Source organism: Anaerorhabdus sp. (genome assembly GCF_036637135.1).
GTDB lineage: Bacteria > Bacillota_I > Bacilli_A > Erysipelotrichales > Erysipelotrichaceae > Anaerorhabdus.
The window spans coordinates 1-19,812 of record NZ_JAVWNC010000043.1; the positions used below are offsets into that span (position 1 = coordinate 1).

Here is a 19,812-nt window from a genome sequence, read left to right on the forward strand (position 1 = left end):
GTAAAAAGTGAGCAATCACTTTTTTTTCTTGTGAAAAAAGTCTATTTTTTTAACACTGGTAATGATATAATTAATCCATATTAAAGTGTTGATAATGTGGTGATAACATGAAAAAGGAACACGGTATTACAGTTTTGATACTTGTATTATTATGGCAAGTTTTATCTGTGGTTGTTCATAATGATATACTTATTCCTTATCCAATTGATGTTCTACAATATTTGTTGCAAATTATTACAACACAAAATTTTTATCAAAGTGTATTTCAAACTATTGTACGTGTGTGTATTGGATTTGGAATATCATTTATCATTGCGTTGATTTTATCTATCATTTCAAATCATTCCAAAGTATTTAGAACTTTGTTTGAACCAATTCAATTACTTACTAAATCGATTCCTAATATTAGTTATATCGTCATAACATTAGTTTGGCTTGGTTCAGAGAAAAGTGTAAGTGTTATTTGTTTCCTTATTCTATTTCCAATATTCTACAACAACTTCTTGTTTTCGATGGATAATGAACCACAAGAGTTAAAAGATATTGCGAGAATATATCCCGAATCTTTTTTTGAGTTAACACGTAGTAAAACAATACCCATGTTAATACCTACTATTTTAAGTTCAAGCAAGATGGCATTCGGATTAGGTTTCAAGGTTGCTGTAATGGCAGAAATTCTTGGACAAGTTCGAACAGGAATTGGTAGACAATTGCATATTGCTCGACTTAATTTAGATACAACAGGTTTATTTGCTTGGACAATTGTAATCATCTGTATTTGTTTTATAATTGATTGGATTTTCAATCAATTGATAAATAAAAAATCAAATGGAGGTTAATTATGGAAAAGTTAAACGCTGAATCACTTCGTCAAATCGATGAGATTGTAGCAAGACATGAGGGTCGTTTAGGACCAATTAAACTTATGTTGCATGATGTTCAACACGAACTTGGTTACATACCTTTTGAAGCAATGGAGAAAATCGCTAATGCATCAAATGCATCGGTTGCTGAAGTGTATGGTGTTGTTACATTCTACTCACAATTTACAACAGAACCAAAAGGCAAACATATCATAAACGTTTGCATGGGTACAGCGTGCTATGTTAAAGGAGCACAAAACTTAGTTAATGATGTTATTAATATGACGGGTGCAGTTGTTAATGGTACAAGTGATGATGGTTTATTCTCACTTGATGCTACTCGTTGTTTAGGTGCGTGTGGATTAGCACCAGTTGTTATTATTGATGGGAAAGTATATGGAAATGCAGATTCATCAAAAATCATTTCAGAAATCATTCAATCCATTTTAGATTCTGAAAGAAAACCGATAGGGGCTTAATCATGTTAGCAAACCAAATCGTTCAAAAATTAAATGCGACAGCCTTGGGAGTGTGGAATCAGAACCTCATGAACAAGGATTATCAATATGTATTCGCAACTGATTTAATGAGCGATGCGCTTGCGATGATCAACAACTCTTGTGATCAAACAGTTTTACTTACTGGCTTATGCAATGCACAATCACTTCGAACAGCAGAAATGTTGGATTTAGAATTAATCATTTACGTTCGTGGAAAGAAATTAGATGAAGAAGTACTGGAACTAGCAATGGAAATGGGGTTCAATGTATTTTCAACAAATTATTCCATGTTTGAAGCTTCAGGTATACTCTTTCAAGAGGGATTACATGCAGGTGATTAACCGACAGTTTGTTGTAGAACGTGATGATTATGCAAATGCAGGAAAAGTATCTAGCCAAATTAAACAATCATTAAATCAAATAGGAATACCTGGAGATATTTTAAGAAGAGTTGCGGTAGCAAGTTATGAAGCTGAAATCAATATGATTATACATGCTTGGGGTGGAACAATTTCATGTACACTTGAAGATAATGGTGAACTAACGCTTGTCTTTAAAGATCCAGGTCCAGGAATACCGGATATCGAAAAAGCATTAACACCTGGTTGGTCAACAGCAAATGAAAAAGCAAGACAATTGGGTTTTGGAGCAGGGATGGGATTATTTAATATTAAACGCGTTTCAGATCATTTTGACATTCAAACATCAATAGAAGGAACGACCTTAACAATTGGTTTTATGGTTATCAAATGAGAAGTGTAGTTACCTATACATTAAGTCAATGTGTCAAGTGTATGAAGTGTTTAAGAGCATGCCCAACCAATGCAGTGTTTATACAAAAAGATCGTGTTCATATTAATCATAGTCGTTGTATTAATTGTGGTAAGTGTTTAGATGCTTGCTTAAATCAAGGATTACAATCAAAGGGTAGTACTCTAGTTGATATTAGCAACTATGACTACACTGTTTGTTTGGTACCAAGTTCAATGATTAGTGATTATAAAACACATGAACAAGTAGAAGAATTATTTTATGCAATCAAAATGTTAGGTTTTGATGAAGTTATTGATATAAGTGATATTGAAGGACAAATTACAAAAGAAGCAATCCTACTTTCTGAAATAGAACATGGTAAGAGCTTAATTTCTTCGTTTTGTCCTGTAATCAATAAATTAATTGAAGTTAAGTTTCCAATGTTACTAAGTAGTATTACTGCGATTGATTACGCTAGTGAAATTGCAGCAAGACAAATAAGAAAGAGATGCACAGATAAAGGAAAAGTAGGAATCTTTAATTGTTGTGAATGTATCGCGAAATTAAATCTTGCAAAATATCCTTATGGTAATTCTCAGTTCGAAGTAGATCATGCTTTAGCAATTGTTGATATTTTCCCAATCATTAAAGCAAACATGGGTAAAGGAAAATTACCAATTAGTTTATGCAAAGAAGGATTACAAAGTTGTAATCCTGCAATGATGATGATTGCAGAGAATCATTTGGTAGCTGATGGCTTTGATAAAGTATGTAATATTTTAGAACATGCCGAATTTGGACTATTAAGTGAATTTGATTTGTTGACATTATTCCCATGTTTTAATGGTTGTCTTGGAGGTAATTTACTTTGGGGCAATAGTTATTTAACAAAGAATAATATTCATCAATTATGCAATGTTAAAGAGAAATCAATTTCCAATTTACCTTTTGAAGAAATTTATGGTGAGAGTACCATCGATGATGTCAATGACATGCGTAGTATTCAGGAAAGACTAGTTTTCTTTTCAAAAGTAAATGACCAGCTTGAACAGCTTCCAGGATATGATTGTGGAGCTTGTGGATTTGCAAGTTGTCGTATTATGGCAGAAGAAATAGCGACAGGGAAAAAGACAATACAAGATTGTCGTATCCATCGCAATGAGGTAAAACAAAATGAAAGTAAGTGAATTGGTTCAAAAGACAGGGTGGAATAATATTTCTACAGATGATTCAATGCAAAAAGAGATTACTGGTGTTTATGTAGGCGATCTTCTAAGTTGGGTGATGGGAAAAGGTGAACAAGGTCAAGCTTGGATTACTGTTCAGTCTCACATCAATGTAATCGCGGTAGCTGTTTTGCTTGAGTTTAGTTGTGTCATCATAGCTGATGAAGTGAGTGTACCAGATGATGTCTTAGCGAAAGCCAAAGAAGAAAATCTTGCGATAATCACAACGAATTCCTCATCCTATGAATGTACAAGAAAGTTAATTGAACTTGGTTTATAATGTTTTACGACTTTCATATTCATAGTTGCTTATCACCCTGTAGTAATGATGATATGACTCCAAATAATATTGCTCAAATGGCAATGTTGAAGGGATTAAACTATATTGCAATATGTGATCATAACTCGATGAAACAACAAGATGTATTCAAAAAAGTATGTGACACAATTGGTATAAAAATGATGTATGGCGTTGAGATACAAACCAGCGAAGAAGTCCATGTTTGTTGCTATTTCTTGAAACAAGAAGATTGTAAAGAGTTTCAATTGTGGATCGATTCAAAAACAAATCATGTTAAGAATAATGAACAGTTTTTTGGTAAACAAATCTTATGCAATGAATTTGATCAGGTGATAGGCTACGAAGAATATTTGCTTATTAACTCACTCAATGCAAGTTTGAATGAAACTATAACACAAGTTCATACGTGTCATGGTAAAGCTGTTTTAGCTCATGTATTGGATAGAGTTAATAGTGTTACTCATCAACTTGGATTTATTCCTGAAGACTGTGAATTTGATGGATTAGAAGTAAAAAATCTAAATCAAATGATTACAGTGAAAGAGAAACATCCATGGATGAAAGAAACGACTTGGTTTATTAATTCAGATGCACATCAATTAATTGATATTAGTGAACCAGAGAACGCAATGAGTTTGAACGAATTCGAATTGTTTTGGGGGAAAACATTATGATGCAAGATTGCGCTATGCAAATTCTCGAATTAATTATGAATAGTATTCATGCAAATTCATCATTTATTGAAGTCTATATCAAAGATAGTTATTTAGAAAATAAATATCAATTCAAAGTTCAAGATAATGGTAAAGGTATGAGTCAAGAAACCCTTGAGCATGTTACAAGTCCATTTCAAACTTCACGTACAACGCGTAAAGTAGGATTGGGAGTTGCATTCATGAAAGGATTAACGGAACAATGTAATGGATCATTTACGATTACATCAAAAGAAAAAGTAGGAACTACAATCATTGCTACTGTGCAGAGAAATCATTGGGATACACCGGCTATAGGTGATTTGGGTGAGATGATGATGTGCAGTATTCAAGCGAATGAAAAGATTGATTTCTATTTTGTATATGAAACAGATACACAAAAATTTGTCTTTGAATCCAAAGAAGTTAAAGAAAAGATTGAGGGTGTAAGTATTCTTGAACCTGATATTCTTCTATGGATTAGAGAATATATTAATCAAGGCATACAACTTGCGAAGGAGAATCGGTTATGAAAAGTTTAGAAGATTTAAAGAAAATGAGAGAAGAAGCTTTAAAAAAGGTCGATATGCGTGATGGCGATAAGGATTATCGTATTGTAGTAGGTATGGCAACTTGTGGTATAGCTGCAGGAGCTCGTCCTGTTTTAAATCGTCTTGTGGAAGAAGCATCAAAAAATAATTATTCTTGCGTAGTAACACAAACTGGATGTATTGGTTTATGTGTTTATGAACCAATTATAGAAATTTTTGATCGTGAAGGTAATAAAACAACTTATGTTCATGTAAATCCAGATAAAGCCGCAATTATTTTACGTCGACATGTTGGTTTAGGTGAACGTGTTGACGAATACACAATAGATAGTGTGAAGTAGGAGATAACTATGGAAAGAATAAATGTACTTGTATGTGCGGGAACTGGGTGCACATCATCAAATTCAATGCTTGTTGTTGAAAAATTTCATGAAGTATTAGAAAAATATAATTTAACAGATGAAGTCAAAGTTATTAAAACTGGATGTTTTGGTTTATGTCAAAAAGGACCTATTGTTGCGATTTATCCAGACAAGGTATTTTATAATCATGTTGCTGTTGTTGATGTTGAAACAATTGTTAGTGAACACTTGTATAAAGGTAGAAAAGTAGAACGTTTGGAAATGACAGATATCGATGAAGAAACAAAAGAAAAGATTTTTGATATCGATAGTATTCGTTTCTATTCGAAACAAAAACGTATTGCACTAAAAAATTGTGGTGTAATTAATCCAGAAGATATACAAGAATATGTAGCTAAAGATGGTTATATGGCACTTGGTAAAGCAATTACAGAAATGACACCTCAAGATGTAATTGATGAAATGAAGAAATCAGGACTTAGAGGAAGAGGAGGCGGAGGATTTCCAACTGGATTGAAATGGCAATTCGCTGCTGATCAACCTAAAGGGGATAAATATGTAATTTGTAATGCGGATGAAGGAGATCCAGGAGCATTTATGGATCGTTCTATTCTTGAAGGAGATCCACATGCTGTTCTTGAAGCAATGGCTATTGCAGGATATGCAATAGGTGCTCAACAAGGATATGTTTACATACGTGCAGAATATCCAATTGCTGTAGATCGTTTGAAAATTGCGATTGAACAAGCTAAGGAATATGGATTACTTGGAAATAATATTTTTGGCACAGATTTCTGCTTTGATATTGAAATTCGTTTAGGAGCTGGTGCATTCGTTTGTGGTGAAGAAACCGCATTGATTATGTCCATTGAAGGAAAACGCGGTATGCCGGTATCGAAACCTCCATTCCCAGCGGTATCTGGTGTTTGGGGAAAACCAACAATTATTAATAACGTTGAAACTTTCGCAAATGTGCCTCAAATTATTTTACTTGGTTCAGAATGGTTCTCAAGTATTGGTACAGAAAAATCAAAAGGTACTAAAGTATTCGCATTAGGTGGTAAAATTGCGAACACTGGTTTAGTAGAAATTCCAATGGGTACAACACTTCGTGAAGTTATTTACGAAATTGGTGGAGGATGCCCAAATAATAAGAATTTTAAAGCAGTTCAAACAGGTGGACCATCAGGTGGTTGTTTAACAGATAAACACTTGGATACAAAAATTGACTTTGATAACTTAATATCATTAGGATCAATGATGGGTTCTGGTGGAATGATTGTATTAGATGAAGATAACTGTATGGTTGACGTTGCACGTTTCTATATGGATTTCATTGTAGATGAATCATGTGGTAAATGTACTCCATGTCGTGTTGGAACAAAACGATTACTTGAAATGTTAGAAACAATATGTAAAGGTGAAGGTACTCTTGAATTATTAAAAGAGATGGAAGATTTATGTATTAGTATTAAAGAAACAGCTCTTTGTGGATTAGGTCAAACAGCACCAAATCCTATTCTATCTACACTCTCACAATTTAAAGATGAATATATTGCTCACGTTGTTAATAAAAAATGTCCAGCAGGAGTATGTAAAGCATTGCTTCAATACAAAATTAATCCAGATACATGCCGTAAGTGCAGTATGTGTGCAAAAACATGTCCAGTAGGTGCTATATCGGGTGTTCCTGGTAAAGAACCATATGTAATTGATACAACCAAATGTATTAAGTGTGGCGCTTGCTTCACTACATGTCGCTTCCAAGCGATTGAAAGGGGATAAGAATTTATGGCAATGATTAACTTAAAAATAAATAATATTCCAGTTCAAGCAGAAGCTGGAGCAACCATCTTAGAAGCTGCCTACCAAGCAGGTATTAAAATACCTACATTGTGTTATTTAAAAGGATTAAACAAAACAGGGGCATGTCGTGTTTGTTTAGTTGAAGTTAAAGGTGCTAAGAATTTAGCTGCTTCTTGTAACTATCCGGTAAGTGAAGGGATGGAAGTATTCACACACTCTGAAAGAGCGTTAGCAGGTAGACGTAACTCTGTTGAACTGTTGATGTCAAATCATAATAAGAATTGTTTAAGTTGTAAACGCAATCAAACTTGTGAGTTACAATCACTTGCAAGTGACTTGAATATTCGAGAAAACAGATATGAAGGCAAACACTCAAAACCAACCTATGATGAAGTATCACCAGGAGTAGTTCGTGATACAAGCAAATGTGTGTTGTGTGGTCGTTGTGTAGCTGCATGTAAATGGTATCAAGGTCTTGGTATTTTAGGATTCCAAGGAAGAGGATTTGAATCAAAAGTAGGTCCTGTATTTGATAAGAGTTTTGCAGAAGTTAACTGTATGCAATGTGGACAATGTATCAATGTTTGTCCAGTAGGTGCGTTAACTGAAAAAGAAGATATTCACGAAGTTTTTATGGCACTAAATAATCCTAATAAACACGTAATTGTTCAAACTGCACCTGCTGTTCGTGCATCTCTTGGAGAAGAATTTGGTTATCCTATTGGAACACGAGTTACAGGTAAAATGGTAGCTGCATTAAGAAGATGTGGATTCAATCGTGTCTATGATACAAACTTTGGTGCTGACTTAACAATCATGGAAGAGGGTACTGAATTTATTGAACGTGTCCAAAAAGGTGGTACATTACCAATGCTTACATCTTGTTCACCGGGCTGGATTAAATACATTGAATCAGAATATCCTGATTTATTAGATCATTTAAGTACTTGTAAGAGTCCTCATATGATGTTAGGTGCTATTATTAAGTCATATTATGCAAAAACAAAAGGAATTGATCCTCGAAATATTTATGTTGTTTCTATTATGCCTTGTACTGCAAAGAAAACAGAAATTCTTCGTCCTGAAAATCGCATTTCAGATATTCAAGATGTCGATGCAGTATTAACTACAAGAGAATGCGGACGCTTAATTAAGATGTATGGTATTGATTTCAATAATCTTGAAGATGAATTGTTTGATCAAGATATGTTTGGTGAATATTCAGGAGCTGGTGTTATCTTTGGTGCTACTGGTGGTGTTATGGAAGCAGCACTTCGTACTGTTAAAGAAATTCTTGAAAATAAACCACTTGATACAATTGATTTTGTAGAAGTACGCGGTATGCATGGTATTAAAGAAGCTTCATTACAAGTTGCAGGAATTGATGTGAATATTGCAGTTGCAAGCTCTATGTCAATGGCAAAAGGATTACTTGAACAAATTAAAAATGGTACATCAAAATATCATTTTATAGAAATTATGGGATGTCCTGGTGGATGTATAAATGGTGGAGGACAATCAATTGTTCCAGCTGTAGTAAGAAATACTGAAACGATGAATAACTTTAAAAATCTACGTGCTAAAACGTTATATGATGAAGATTTAGATTGTGCTATAAGAAAGTCTCATGAGAATGAACAAATACAACAATTGTATAAGAATTACTTAGGAGAACCATGTGGACATAAATCACATGAATTATTACACACAACTTATAGCAAGAAAGAGAAATTTACGATATAGCTTAGGAAACCAGTTTTCACTGGTTTCTTTTTGTTTGTATTGTTAACCATAGATGATACATGGTTGACATTAGGTAAGAAAAGAAGTATTCTAGATAACGGTGATGAAAATGAGTACAAAAGAAAAAGTATATAGTCTATTAAGACATTCCAATAAACCTATATCGGGAGAATTTCTCGCAAAAGAATTAAATTTATCGAGAACAGCAATTTGGAAAGCTATAAATTCATTAAAAAATGAAGGTCATTTAATACAAGGAAAACCAAATGAGGGTTATTTTATATTGGAAGAAAGTAAAGAATTTAATGCTGAAGCTACTTTAAGTCACTTAAATCCAAATAATCGTTCGCATGTCGTCGTCTATGAAACGATTGAATCTACAAATACAATTGCAAAACAAATGGCAGAATTAAATGAACCTGAATGGTCTCTTATCTTATCAAAAAACCAAACAAAGGGTAGAGGAAGATTTGAAAGAGCCTTCTATTCGCCATTTGGAGGGTTGTATATGTCGTTTATTATTCGACCAAGTATTCAACTCAATGATGTAAATTTAATCACCATGAATGCTGCAATAGCGGTGTATGATGCTGTAAAGAAATATTGTCACATAGATTTAGGAATTAAATGGGTAAATGATTTGTTTCTCGATGATAAAAAAGTAGTAGGTATTCTCACTGAAGCAGCTATTGATTTTGAATCTAAGTCATTTAAATATGTTGTGGTTGGTATTGGTATTAACCTAAAATTATCAAAGATACCAAATGATTTAAAATCAATTATTACAGATTTAAATATAAGTGATGATTTTGATAAAAATTTATTTGTTGCTGAAATAATAAATAATTTTGCGATCAATACAACCAAATCAAAATTAGATATTGTTTCACATTATCGTTCTAATAGTATCGTGATCAATAGAGAAGTCTTCATCTCTGGTAGTTATTCTGGATATGCAAAAGTATTAGAAATTACAGATGATGGAGAATTAATCGTAGAAACAAAGCAGGGTGAAAAAATAATGTTGAACTCTGGTGAAATATCATTAAGGAGAATAAACCATGAATAATCAAACAAAACCATTAATCCAATGTGCACTGCTTGCAGGTGCAATCGCTATATGTTCACAAATTCAAATACCATTGCCTATGGTGCCAATTAACCTAGCATTGCTTGCTGTTCATGTTGCAGGTATAGTATTAAAACCAAAATATGCAATATTAACTGTTTTAGTTTATATCGCACTTGGTTTCATTGGTTTACCCGTATTTTCAAATTTTTCTGGAGGTGCTCAAGTGCTCTTTGGTCCTACAGGAGGGTATATACTTGGATACTTATTGGATGCAATCCTTATTAGTTACGGCATGCAAAAATTAAAATTTTCTCTACAAACTGTTTTAATACTATGTATTATTGGAACATTAGGTTGTTACATCTTTGGAACAATTTGGTTTATGATAATTACACAAACTGCTCTACCACTAGCTCTTGTATATTGTGTAATACCATTTATTCCAGGAGATATGATTAAAGCAATTCTTGCAACTTTATTAGCAAAACGATATCTATTAAGTAAACGTATTTGAATTTTCAACTTCTGTGATATAATTTGAAAAAGGTTAAAGGTAATGAAGATGATAGAAGAATACTTAAATCAGTTTTATAGAGAATTTAATGGTTCAAAGATAATGGTTTTATCATCGTCTTATCAAGATAAAGTTTCATCTCGAATGATGAGTATTATTCAAATGGAAGGTAAATTTTACTTTCAAACTGATAAAACATTTAGAAAATACAATCAACTCATTCAAAATCCAAATGTTTCATTATGTATTGAGAATATTCAAATTGAAGGAAGTTGTGTTGAGTTAGGAAAACCAAGTGAATATCCTAAATTTTGTGAAGTATTCAAAAAGATGTTTGAGAAATCATTTCTTGCATATTCACACTTAGAAAATGAAAGGTTGTTTGAAATAACTCCGATTCGAATTGAAAGATGGATTTATAAAGAAAATACTCCATTTATTGAAATTTTTGATTTGTTGGAAGAAACACATTTACTAATTGAATATAAAGGTGAGTAAAGAAAAACATATCCTTCGTAGATATGTTTTTTTAATTCATATATTTTTTTAATAATGGGTAAAGTAATTGAGTAATTTTACTTAAAATTGGAATAGGCAATAAGTCAAATTCTCCAATAAAAACATGGATAAGAGGGTTAAAACTTGACTTAAACATCGTTAATCCATCATCGAGTGTTCCTTCTACTCCTCCAAAACTGAATTCAGAACATCCATGTTCTTTAGCCCAACGTATTGATTCATAACGTAAAGGATAAGTAGAATTGAATTGTTTGTAGGTATCATCATATCCTGAGTAGAGAATTTCAGTTGTATCTTTACTTTTAACCAATAGACATGCACTGAGTAATGTATCCTCATTATAACAGGCTAAGACACAAGCATTATCTTGAAATGCGGCGAGGATATCATCAAAGTATTTTTGATTACGTAGTTTTATTTGATGTCTTTGTTCAGTGCAATGGACCATTGCTACTAAACTTTTTGAATCATGTTCTTCTTTAATAACGACCCCTTTTTTTATACTAGCACGTACTTTTTTTAAAGTTTTAGATGGAATACGCTCATCGAAGATTGTTTCAATCGGATAAACAAGTTGAATCCGAGGTTGAATTGTATCTTTAATCAAAAGAGTATACCCACAATGTCTCAAACCAACAAATTCCAATTTTTGAATTAAATTATTATTTTGTGCAGTTGGTACTTGATCTTTCTCATCAAATGAAAAATTACCAATAACAAGATTAGGATCGAATTTTGCAAGTAATACTTTTTTTGCTTTTAAAAATTGTTTTATGTTTGATAAGAAGAATTGAAGTAACTTTGCATTGTGCACATCTAAAATTGGTCCTCGTGGTGCATAAGCAAAACTAAACCCAAAAGGGACAGAACGACATAAAATTAAGCATCCAGCAATTATCTCATTATTTTCGACTACACCTAAATAATAGGGAGTCCAATTCGATTTAAGTCTAGCCCACGATTCAGATTGAAAGATGCTATTTTCATTTGAATGATAACTAAACTTATTAAATTCAGAAGATGTTAATTGTTTGAATTCCATTGTACTCTCCTCACTTTATCTATTATAGCATACAAAAGAAAAGGGAAATTTCCCTTATTCTTCAGTCATATCTTTTAATTCAGTTAATAATTCATCAAAATGTATTTCTGTAATATCTTGTTGACCTCTAACTTTACATTCGACAATATTTTCAATTGCTTTTTTACCAACAGTTATTCGAACAGGAACTCCAATTAAATCCATATCTTTGAATTTAACTCCAGGTCTTTCATCACGGTCATCGAGTAAACACTCGATACCATTGGCATGGCACATATCATAAATTTTATTTGCAAGTTCAGTTTGCACTTCATCTTTTATCGAGATAAGGACAACAGCTACTTTATAAGGAGCAATTGACATTGGCCAAGATAAACCATCTTCATCTGCATATTGCTCAGCAATAGCAGCCATACAACGTGCTGGTCCTATTCCATAACTACCCATCCAAACTGGTTGTAACTGATTTTCAGCATTTAAGAATTCTAGACCTAAAGCATTTGAATACTTAGTACCTAATTTAAATGTGTTTCCAACTTCAATACCATGTTTAAAGTAAATTTTACCACCACAATGAGGACAAGTATCTCCTTCTTGGATATTACGAATATCTGAAACAAGAGTAGGATTAAAATCCGATATATTAACTCCAATATAATGATATCCAGTTTTATTAGCACCTGTAATAAAGTTATGCATCTTACTTACTTCATTATCCATGACTAATTCACACTTAATATCGATTGGACCTGCAAATCCAACAGCTGCATTGGTAACGCGTGTTACAGTTTCAGCATCCGCTAGTTCAACATTTAAGGCATTATAAAGTTTTCTTAATTTTGTTTCATTTACTTCACGATTTCCTTTAACCATACAAGCAACTACTTTATCATCAACTTGATAAATCAAAGTCTTAACAAATTTACTTGCAGGTTGTTTTAAGAAATCAACAACTTCTTCGATTGTTCTTGCATTAGGTGTTTCAACTAATTCTAATTTCATTTGTTCAAGTGTAGTCGGGTTTTCATCTACTACACATTGCGCTACTTCAATATTACTAGCGAAATCACATTGATCACATAAAACCAGGATATCTTCACCAATATCAGTTACAGCTTGAAATTCTTCGGATAATAAACCACCCATAACTCCTGTATCTGCTTTTACAATTTTATAGTCAAGACCTAAACGATCAAATATTTTTTTGTATGCATTGAATTGTTTAGCATAAGCAACATCCAAACCAGCTTCATCGCGATCAAAAGTATAGGCATCTTTCATGATAAATTCACGAACACGAATTAATCCAAATCGAGGGCGTGGTTCATCACGGAATTTAGTTTGTATTTGATACAAAGAGAAGGGTAAATCTTTATAAGATCTAATCTTCATTTGTGCAGCCATCGCAAATAATTCCTCATGTGTTGGACCCAATACAAATGGTTTAGCAAATCTGTCTTTTAATGAAAACATACTTTTACCAAATCCATCACGACGTCCTGATGCTACATAAACATCTTCAGGAATAAGTGCTGGCATGATTAATTCTTGGCATTCTGTTGCGTTCATTTCTTCACGAATAATTCCGGTAATATTGTTAAGAACTTTATACCCTAAGGGAAGAATCATATAAACGCCTGCAGAACTTTTCTTAATCATTCCTGCGCGAACAAGTAGGTTACTACTTTTTGAATCTTCATCTTTACCATTTTCTCTTAAAGTATAAAAGAAACTATTTTTTAATTTCATATTCTCTTTCCTCACTATCTCTATGATTATATATCAAAATGCCTTTACTTAAAAGATAATTTGAACTATAATTACATAAATTAAATTAAGGAGGAGAGTCATTTCATGGCATTTTATTACAACGAAGCAAGTCACACATTCAGTGAATATTTGTTAGTACCAGGCTATTCAAGTAGTGATTGTGTACCAAGCAAGGTTTGTTTAAAAACACCACTGGTTAAATTTAAAAAAGGTGAAGAACCTGCAATTTCATTAAATATACCCATGGTAAGTGCAATTATGCAATCTGTTTCAGGTGAAAACATGGGGATTGCATTAGCTAAAGAAGGTGGCGTTGCTTTTATATTTGGATCTCAAAGTATTGAATCTCAAGCGATGATGGTTTCCAAAGTTAAAAATTATAAAGCTGGCTTTGTAGGAAGTGATTCGAACTTAACACCTGACCAAACATTAAATGATGTATTGGATCTACTTGACAAGACAGGGCATTCAACGATGCCTGTAACTCATGATGGTAGTGCAAATGGTAAATTATTAGGAATGGTTACAAGCCGTGATTACCGTATTTCACGTTTACATGGTGATTCAAAAGTTGCTGAATTTATGACACCATTTGAAAAATTAGTAACTGCTCATGTATCTAGTACTTTAAGTGATTGTAATGATATCATTTGGGAACATAAATTAAATACACTTCCTATTATTGATGATAATCAAAATCTTGTATACTTAGTATTTAGAAAAGACTATGATTCACACAAAGAAAATCCAAATGAATTATTGGATAACGATAAAAGATATGTTGTCGGTGCTGGTATCAATACACGTGACTTTGCAGAACGTGTTCCTGCATTAGTTGAAGCAGGTGCAGACGTATTGTGTATTGACTCAAGTGAAGGATTCAGCGATTGGCAAAAACTAACGATTGATTGGATTCGTAGCAAATATGGCGACAGTGTAAAAGTTGGAGCTGGAAACGTTGTTGATAAAGAAGGATTTGAATTCTTAGCAAACGCTGGTGCTGACTTCATTAAAGTTGGTATTGGTGGTGGATCAATCTGTATCACTCGTGAAACTAAAGGTATTGGACGCGGTCAAGCTACTTCAGTCATTGAAGTTGCTAAAGCACGTGATGAATACTTTGAAAAGACAGGCGTATATATTCCTATCTGTTCAGATGGTGGAATCGTTTATGACTATCACATCACATTAGCATTAGCTATGGGTAGTGATTTCGTAATGTTGGGACGTTATTTTTCAAGATTTGAAGAATCTCCTACAAATAAATTAATGATTAATGGTAACTTTGTTAAGGAATACTGGGGCGAAGGAAGTAATCGTGCTCGTAACTGGCAACGTTATGATTTAGGTGGAGCTGGCAAATTAAGTTTTGAAGAAGGTGTTGATTCTTATGTTCCATACGCTGGACCATTAAAAGACAATGTTACGACAACACTTGCAAAAGTTAAATCAACAATGTGTAACTGTGGTGCGCTTACTATTGATGAACTTCAAAAGAAAGCTAAACTAACACTCGTAAGTGCAACATCTATTGTTGAAGGTGGAGCACATGATGTCATTGTAAAAGATAAAACAAATGATAACTATAAATAACTCGCATAACTGCGGGTTATTTTTTTTGTCATTTTATAAGAGTCATTATAATTCTTATAGAGAGGAAGGGCACTAACATGTACACTTATTGTGATGTGATTTATTATGATACGAAAACCAATGAAACTGTATTAATGAAAGACAAGGAAGAAATAAAACGACTAAATGGCAAGCCAATTAAATGGATAAAAATTTGGTGTTTGGAAAATGGTTCATCACTTGAAGGAAGACAAGCTAGTTTCTCATATTTATGTAAAGTTCATCAAAAACCATGTATATTAATTAATGAAATGGAATTGCTTCTATTGTTACCTACACAGTCTATCCAATCAGAACAATGTCTTTATATTCAATATCGAAATATTGATAAAATTGTCACCTTAAATTCAAAATCATGTTTATTAATCACTAGAAACGGGTATGAGTATGATTTAAATGTTGATGCTAGAATTATTAAAAAACAAATCAAAAGATCAAATGAGTACGTCAAGAAATTGCATGATATACAACGAAAATTCATATTTCTAGACTAATTTACATGCTATAATATCTTAGGTGATTATGTGAACAACGATATTTTGATTTATTTATTACTCTTTTTATTTATCTTGGTGCTAGTGGGTATTGGTATCTTGATTTTTGTTGTGAGTAAAAATAGCTTAAATCAACGCTACTTCATTAAAGATTCGCTGATACAATCACGAAATGAAACATCTCAAGAAATGGATCAACTAAAAACCAAAATGATGCAAGACTTAGTTCTGTTTCAAACAAATATTGTTAATTCAATGAAAGGTGATTTCAACCAACTTAATGAGAATACCGTTAATCGATTAGTAAATATTGAAACGAAAGTGAATGAAAGTTTATTGCAAGGCTTTGATCGAACGAATAAAGCATTCACAAATATATTAGAACAAATGGCAAGAATTGATGAGACACAACAAAATTTAAAATCATTATCCAGTAATATTACAAGCCTACAAAATGTCTTAACTGATAAAAAAACTAGAGGTACTTATGGTGAAATTGAATTATATTCAATTTTGGAAAGTGTATTTGGTAATAATGAAAAACGATTCTCTCGCCAAGTAAAACTATCCAATGGTTCGATAGCGGATTGCGTTATACATGCGCCTTTACCATTGGGTGAAATTGTGATTGACTCAAAGTTTCCATTGGAAAATTTCAACCGCATGTATGATGAAGATGTATCAACGCAAGAGTTAATTCGAGTTAAGAATGAGTTTAGAAAAGATGTTACAAAACACATAAAAGATATTAAAAGTAAATATTTAATACAAGGAGAAACTGCTGAAATAGCCTATATGTTTATTCCAGCTGAGGCAATATTTGCAGAGATATATGGACATTACGATGATTTAATACAATTATCCTATGAATCTAAGGTATACCTCGTATCACCAACAACTCTTATGGCATACATTACTGCGATAAAAGCCATCTATTTAGGGCAAGAAAGAAATGATCGAGTGGTTGAAATACAAGAAGAATTTATTAAATTATCAAAGGAATTTGAACGTTTCCAAGAAAGATTCTTATCAGTAAATCGAGATTTTGATAAAACGTATAAAGATATGCAATCAGTAAGCATTACTAGTGATAAAATAATCAAAAGATTCAAACAAATTGAATCTGTCCAATTAGATGAGGAAAAGCCAATACATAGACTTTTAGGGGAAAGTGAAGATGGATCAGAAGAAAATTAAACACTTTATTAGATTAACAACGATAGTAATGTTTTCATCATTATTATATTCAATTTCTATGAATGCATTCGTAGAAGCAGGAAACTTATTTCCGGGTGGTTTTTCAGGTATATCGCTCTTAATTATAAGGGCAGCTAAATTATTTCTAAATATTGATATTTCATTTTCAATATTGTATTTTTCACTCAATATACTTGTAACAATTCTTGTATATAAATATGTAGGAAAAATGTTTATTACCTTTTCAATACTTTGGTTCACTTGTACTAGTATATTTACATCTATCTTGCCGCAATTTCCACTCACACAAGATTTATTATTGATTACAATTTTTGGTGGTATTTTAAGTGGATTGGGAATGTCTATCGCATTACGAAATAACGCAAGTAGTGGAGGGGTAGATTTTATTGCAATCTATGCATCCAGTCGTTTTAATATTTCAACATGGAATTATGTATTCATCTTTAACTCATCGATTTTATTAATTGCAGGGTTATTATTTGGTTGGAACCAAGCATTATACTCAATTATTTTTCAATTTTGTAGTACACAAATAATCAATGAATTACATACACGGTATAAGTTGAAAAACTTATACATCATTACAACTACACCGGATGAAGTTTGTGAAGCCATCTTTAGAAATACTCGCCATGGTATTACAAAGCTTTGGGGAGAAGGGGCTTATTCTCATCAACCTAGATGTTTTATGTTTATGACAATCAATGCTTATCAAGTAAATGAAGTTGTGGATTCAATTTTATTAGCCGATCCAAGAGCTTTCATTAATGTTGCGAATAGTGAACGTATTGTAGGTAATTATTACCAAAAGCCGCTAGAATAAGAAAGAGTATTTACTCTTTTTTTATTTGATTGTGAAAAAACGATATGATATCATAAAGTAAACTACGGTTGTAAACCTTTTAAATATAAGGAGAAGTTATGAAAAGATATAGACTGATTATTGCGTTCACAATAGTTGTAGGTGCCTTAATATGCATTCAATATTTTAATTCATTGAATCAAGGCAACTTAAAAATCCCTAGAGAAATTCAAGAAATATACGCAAATGTCGATAATTTTGAAACCTATTTAACGAATAAATATCGAACTGATGTTCATGTAGAAACAATAGCCGTCGATTTTGATCCATATCCAAAAGTTGAGTATGTTGCCACTTTAGCTGAACTGAACAATTTAAAGTATATTGGAGTCGAAAATATTAGTATAGATACTCCTGTTGATTACACGTCAATGGATTATCAAAAACCTGGTCTTAACCCCTTTGCATTTATCAATGCTTATGCGTTAACAGAATTATATAAAGAAGATATACAAAACATATTTGAAGGGTATAACATTGAATTATATGTATTTCAAAATCAGTTTTTAGAGGATATCGAAACATATTATAAAGATATCCGATATGATAAATCATTATCATTTTACATAGCAGTAGAATCTAGTGAAAAATTAGCTAAACAAGAATCTATTTTAAGAGAATATACACAATCAGATTATAAAGGTGAAGTAAGAGGCGAACCAATGATGTTCAGTCATGTCTATTATGTTGATAACTTAGATTGTTTAAAACGTATTGAAGATTTATTTTGGGCTAACTTTAGTAATTCAAGTTCTATGAATATTCATAATTATTTGAAGAATGATTCAGGTTTTACAGAGTTTAGAAAATCATAGAAAAAGATTGGTTATCGAATTTCGATACCAATCTTTTTTTGCACTTTCACTAACTTTTTATGAGCCATTAAACGTGCTTTATTTGCACCATCTTCTAACACTTTTTCAATTTCACCACTCTTCATGATTTCGTTGTATTTTGATTGAATTTTTTCTAGTTCACTTACAACAACATCTGCAACAGCTTTCTTAAAATCACCATAACCAGAGTTTTCAAATTGTTTTACTAATTCATCAATAGATATTCCTGTTAAACTTGACATAATTTCTAGTAAATTAGAAACCCCTGGTTGATTTGCAGGGTCATAATTTACTTTTCCGAAGTTATCAGTAACTGCAGACATTACTTTCTTTCGTGCAACATTTAAATCATCAAGAAGGTGGATGCATCCTTTGTCTCCTTTATCTGATTTACTCATTTTTTTAGTAGGTTCACTTAATGACATAATACGTGCTCCAACTTTTGGTACGATTGGTTCAGGCACTTTAAATAATTCAGTGTTATAACGATTGTTGAAACGCAATGCTAAATCACGTGTTAATTCTACATGTTGTTTTTGATCTTCTCCAACAGGTACAAAATCAGGATCATATATTAAGATATCTGCAGCCATAAGAGCAGGGTATGTGTATAAACCACCGGTTAAATTAGTTTCACCTTTCACTTGTTTATCTTTAAATTGTGTCATACGATTTAACTCACCCATATAAGTTGAACAACACATAATAAACCCAAGTTGGGCATGTTCCATAACATCTGATTGCAAGAAAATCGTACTTCTTTCAGGATCCAATCCACACGCAAGATATAAAGCAATCGCATCTTTTAAATTCTTTTTTAACTCAGTTGGATCTTGTGGTACTGTAATACAATGTAGATTCGCAATGAATACGATCATTTCATACTCATCTTGATACTTTACAAAGTTGCGTAATGCACCAATGTAGTTTCCTAGTGTTAATTGACCACTTGGTTTAATTCCACTTAACATTTTTTTCATTTTTGTAGCCTCCTTTGACTAAACAAGAAAATTGATTTGTTACACAAATTATTTAAAGAACCTTTATGAAGTTCCC

At 32.3% G+C, this 19,812-nt stretch carries 22 protein-coding genes; 19 read left to right on the forward strand and 3 right to left on the reverse strand.

The genetic code is table 11. The features are described 5' to 3' along the window. The first annotated feature begins 107 nt into the window (after window positions 1–107). The 14 genes from RR643_RS08330 (at window position 108) to RR643_RS08395 (ending at window position 10,881) form a co-directional block, all read left to right on the forward strand. Window positions 108–839 carry an ABC transporter permease gene (locus tag RR643_RS08330; protein WP_332470247.1) on the forward strand — a complete coding sequence of 244 codons (732 nt, stop codon included), beginning with the start codon at window positions 108–110 and terminating at the stop codon, window positions 837–839. Window positions 840–841: 2 nt separating this feature from the next. Next, entirely contained in the window at window positions 842–1,342 is a 501-nt protein-coding gene (locus RR643_RS08335) for an NADH-quinone oxidoreductase subunit NuoE family protein (protein ID WP_332470246.1), read from the forward strand. A gap of 2 nt (window positions 1,343–1,344) precedes the next feature. Further along, window positions 1,345–1,704 (forward strand): hypothetical protein, encoded by a 360-nt coding sequence (locus tag RR643_RS08340; protein WP_332470245.1) that lies wholly within the window; start codon window positions 1,345–1,347, stop codon window positions 1,702–1,704. Beyond that, window positions 1,691–2,116 carry an ATP-binding protein gene (locus tag RR643_RS08345; protein WP_332470244.1) on the forward strand — a complete coding sequence of 142 codons (426 nt, stop codon included), beginning with the start codon at window positions 1,691–1,693 and terminating at the stop codon, window positions 2,114–2,116. Before RR643_RS08340 ends, RR643_RS08345 begins: the two co-directional genes overlap by 14 nt. Continuing rightward, window positions 2,113–3,303: a (Fe-S)-binding protein gene (locus tag RR643_RS08350; protein WP_332482933.1), complete on the forward strand. Its 1,191-nt coding sequence runs from the start codon at window positions 2,113–2,115 to the stop codon at window positions 3,301–3,303. Before RR643_RS08345 ends, RR643_RS08350 begins: the two co-directional genes overlap by 4 nt. Then, window positions 3,290–3,622: a DRTGG domain-containing protein gene (locus tag RR643_RS08355; protein WP_332482934.1), complete on the forward strand. Its 333-nt coding sequence runs from the start codon at window positions 3,290–3,292 to the stop codon at window positions 3,620–3,622. The genes RR643_RS08350 and RR643_RS08355 overlap by 14 nt, the downstream gene beginning before the upstream one ends. Next, on the forward strand, window positions 3,622–4,317 hold the full coding sequence (locus RR643_RS08360; RefSeq protein ID WP_332469927.1) for a PHP domain-containing protein: 696 nt from the start codon (window positions 3,622–3,624) through the stop codon (window positions 4,315–4,317). The genes RR643_RS08355 and RR643_RS08360 overlap by 1 nt, the downstream gene beginning before the upstream one ends. Next, window positions 4,314–4,868 carry an ATP-binding protein gene (locus RR643_RS08365; RefSeq protein ID WP_332469926.1) on the forward strand — a complete coding sequence of 185 codons (555 nt, stop codon included), beginning with the start codon at window positions 4,314–4,316 and terminating at the stop codon, window positions 4,866–4,868. Before RR643_RS08360 ends, RR643_RS08365 begins: the two co-directional genes overlap by 4 nt. Then, the gene (locus tag RR643_RS08370) at window positions 4,865–5,227 is read left to right on the forward strand and encodes a (2Fe-2S) ferredoxin domain-containing protein (protein WP_332469925.1); all 363 of its coding nucleotides are present in this window, start codon (window positions 4,865–4,867) and stop codon (window positions 5,225–5,227) included. The genes RR643_RS08365 and RR643_RS08370 overlap by 4 nt, the downstream gene beginning before the upstream one ends. 9 nt (window positions 5,228–5,236) lie before the next feature. Then, window positions 5,237–7,033, forward strand: a complete 1,797-nt coding sequence (locus RR643_RS08375) for an NADH-quinone oxidoreductase subunit NuoF (RefSeq protein WP_332469924.1) — start codon at window positions 5,237–5,239, stop codon at window positions 7,031–7,033. Window positions 7,034–7,039: 6 nt separating this feature from the next. Beyond that, a complete protein-coding gene (locus tag RR643_RS08380; protein WP_332482935.1) occupies window positions 7,040–8,797 on the forward strand; it encodes an NADH-dependent [FeFe] hydrogenase, group A6 in 1,758 nt (585 codons plus the stop codon). Window positions 8,798–8,906: 109 nt separating this feature from the next. Next, window positions 8,907–9,866, forward strand: coding sequence for a biotin--[acetyl-CoA-carboxylase] ligase (locus RR643_RS08385; protein WP_332482936.1), 960 nt, complete (start codon window positions 8,907–8,909; stop codon window positions 9,864–9,866). Beyond that, complete coding sequence (locus RR643_RS08390) at window positions 9,859–10,383, forward strand: biotin transporter BioY (protein WP_332482937.1); 525 nt, start codon at window positions 9,859–9,861, stop codon at window positions 10,381–10,383. Before RR643_RS08385 ends, RR643_RS08390 begins: the two co-directional genes overlap by 8 nt. Before the next feature lie 42 nt (window positions 10,384–10,425). Then, a complete protein-coding gene (locus tag RR643_RS08395) occupies window positions 10,426–10,881 on the forward strand; it encodes a pyridoxamine 5'-phosphate oxidase family protein (RefSeq protein WP_332482938.1) in 456 nt (151 codons plus the stop codon). 31 nt (window positions 10,882–10,912) lie between these two features. Here RR643_RS08395 and RR643_RS08400 read toward each other — a convergent pair whose 3' ends face one another. Together RR643_RS08400 and RR643_RS08405 are read right to left on the reverse strand one after the other, a co-directional pair. Beyond that, window positions 10,913–11,944 carry a lipid II:glycine glycyltransferase FemX gene (locus tag RR643_RS08400; RefSeq protein ID WP_332469919.1) on the reverse strand — a complete coding sequence of 344 codons (1,032 nt, stop codon included), beginning with the start codon at window positions 11,942–11,944 and terminating at the stop codon, window positions 10,913–10,915. Window positions 11,945–11,998: 54 nt separating this feature from the next. Further along, window positions 11,999–13,693: a proline--tRNA ligase gene (locus tag RR643_RS08405; RefSeq protein ID WP_332482939.1), complete on the reverse strand. Its 1,695-nt coding sequence runs from the start codon at window positions 13,691–13,693 to the stop codon at window positions 11,999–12,001. Window positions 13,694–13,798: 105 nt separating this feature from the next. Between RR643_RS08405 and RR643_RS08410 the strand changes: the two genes are divergently transcribed. The 5 genes from RR643_RS08410 to RR643_RS08430 all read left to right on the forward strand — a co-directional run bounded on the left by RR643_RS08410 (window position 13,799) and on the right by RR643_RS08430 (window position 18,735). Then, the gene (locus tag RR643_RS08410; protein WP_332469917.1) at window positions 13,799–15,307 is read left to right on the forward strand and encodes an IMP dehydrogenase; all 1,509 of its coding nucleotides are present in this window, start codon (window positions 13,799–13,801) and stop codon (window positions 15,305–15,307) included. A gap of 77 nt (window positions 15,308–15,384) precedes the next feature. Then, complete coding sequence (locus RR643_RS08415) at window positions 15,385–15,840, forward strand: competence protein ComK (RefSeq protein ID WP_332482940.1); 456 nt, start codon at window positions 15,385–15,387, stop codon at window positions 15,838–15,840. Window positions 15,841–15,870: 30 nt separating this feature from the next. Further along, the gene (locus tag RR643_RS08420; protein ID WP_332482941.1) at window positions 15,871–17,037 is read left to right on the forward strand and encodes a DNA recombination protein RmuC; all 1,167 of its coding nucleotides are present in this window, start codon (window positions 15,871–15,873) and stop codon (window positions 17,035–17,037) included. Continuing rightward, complete coding sequence (locus RR643_RS08425) at window positions 17,018–17,881, forward strand: YitT family protein (protein ID WP_332469914.1); 864 nt, start codon at window positions 17,018–17,020, stop codon at window positions 17,879–17,881. Before RR643_RS08420 ends, RR643_RS08425 begins: the two co-directional genes overlap by 20 nt. Window positions 17,882–17,979: 98 nt before the next feature. Next, window positions 17,980–18,735, forward strand: a complete 756-nt coding sequence (locus RR643_RS08430; protein WP_332482942.1) for a hypothetical protein — start codon at window positions 17,980–17,982, stop codon at window positions 18,733–18,735. An 11-nt stretch (window positions 18,736–18,746) separates the two neighbouring features. Here the strand turns inward: RR643_RS08430 and trpS are convergent, their stop codons facing one another. Continuing rightward, on the reverse strand, window positions 18,747–19,736 hold the full coding sequence (trpS, locus tag RR643_RS08435; protein ID WP_332482943.1) for a tryptophan--tRNA ligase: 990 nt from the start codon (window positions 19,734–19,736) through the stop codon (window positions 18,747–18,749). Window positions 19,737–19,812: the final 76 nt, after the last annotated feature.

Coding starts and splice junctions, on each gene's coding strand:
- RR643_RS08385 (WP_332482936.1), top strand. CDS start 8,907: ATGAGTACAAAAGAAAAAGTATATAGTCTATTAAGACATTCCAATAAA.
- RR643_RS08330 (WP_332470247.1), top strand. CDS start 108: ATGAAAAAGGAACACGGTATTACAGTTTTGATACTTGTATTATTATGG.
- RR643_RS08360 (WP_332469927.1), top strand. CDS start 3,622: ATGTTTTACGACTTTCATATTCATAGTTGCTTATCACCCTGTAGTAAT.
- RR643_RS08335 (WP_332470246.1), top strand. CDS start 842: ATGGAAAAGTTAAACGCTGAATCACTTCGTCAAATCGATGAGATTGTA.
- RR643_RS08375 (WP_332469924.1), top strand. CDS start 5,237: ATGGAAAGAATAAATGTACTTGTATGTGCGGGAACTGGGTGCACATCA.
- RR643_RS08370 (WP_332469925.1), top strand. CDS start 4,865: ATGAAAAGTTTAGAAGATTTAAAGAAAATGAGAGAAGAAGCTTTAAAA.
- RR643_RS08390 (WP_332482937.1), top strand. CDS start 9,859: ATGAATAATCAAACAAAACCATTAATCCAATGTGCACTGCTTGCAGGT.
- RR643_RS08415 (WP_332482940.1), top strand. CDS start 15,385: ATGTACACTTATTGTGATGTGATTTATTATGATACGAAAACCAATGAA.
- RR643_RS08430 (WP_332482942.1), top strand. CDS start 17,980: ATGAAAAGATATAGACTGATTATTGCGTTCACAATAGTTGTAGGTGCC.
- RR643_RS08410 (WP_332469917.1), top strand. CDS start 13,799: ATGGCATTTTATTACAACGAAGCAAGTCACACATTCAGTGAATATTTG.
- trpS (WP_332482943.1), bottom strand. CDS start 19,736: ATGAAAAAAATGTTAAGTGGAATTAAACCAAGTGGTCAATTAACACTA.
- RR643_RS08380 (WP_332482935.1), top strand. CDS start 7,040: ATGGCAATGATTAACTTAAAAATAAATAATATTCCAGTTCAAGCAGAA.
- RR643_RS08355 (WP_332482934.1), top strand. CDS start 3,290: ATGAAAGTAAGTGAATTGGTTCAAAAGACAGGGTGGAATAATATTTCT.
- RR643_RS08340 (WP_332470245.1), top strand. CDS start 1,345: ATGTTAGCAAACCAAATCGTTCAAAAATTAAATGCGACAGCCTTGGGA.
- RR643_RS08350 (WP_332482933.1), top strand. CDS start 2,113: ATGAGAAGTGTAGTTACCTATACATTAAGTCAATGTGTCAAGTGTATG.
- RR643_RS08425 (WP_332469914.1), top strand. CDS start 17,018: ATGGATCAGAAGAAAATTAAACACTTTATTAGATTAACAACGATAGTA.
- RR643_RS08405 (WP_332482939.1), bottom strand. CDS start 13,693: ATGAAATTAAAAAATAGTTTCTTTTATACTTTAAGAGAAAATGGTAAA.
- RR643_RS08365 (WP_332469926.1), top strand. CDS start 4,314: ATGATGCAAGATTGCGCTATGCAAATTCTCGAATTAATTATGAATAGT.
- RR643_RS08395 (WP_332482938.1), top strand. CDS start 10,426: ATGAAGATGATAGAAGAATACTTAAATCAGTTTTATAGAGAATTTAAT.
- RR643_RS08345 (WP_332470244.1), top strand. CDS start 1,691: ATGCAGGTGATTAACCGACAGTTTGTTGTAGAACGTGATGATTATGCA.
- RR643_RS08400 (WP_332469919.1), bottom strand. CDS start 11,944: ATGGAATTCAAACAATTAACATCTTCTGAATTTAATAAGTTTAGTTAT.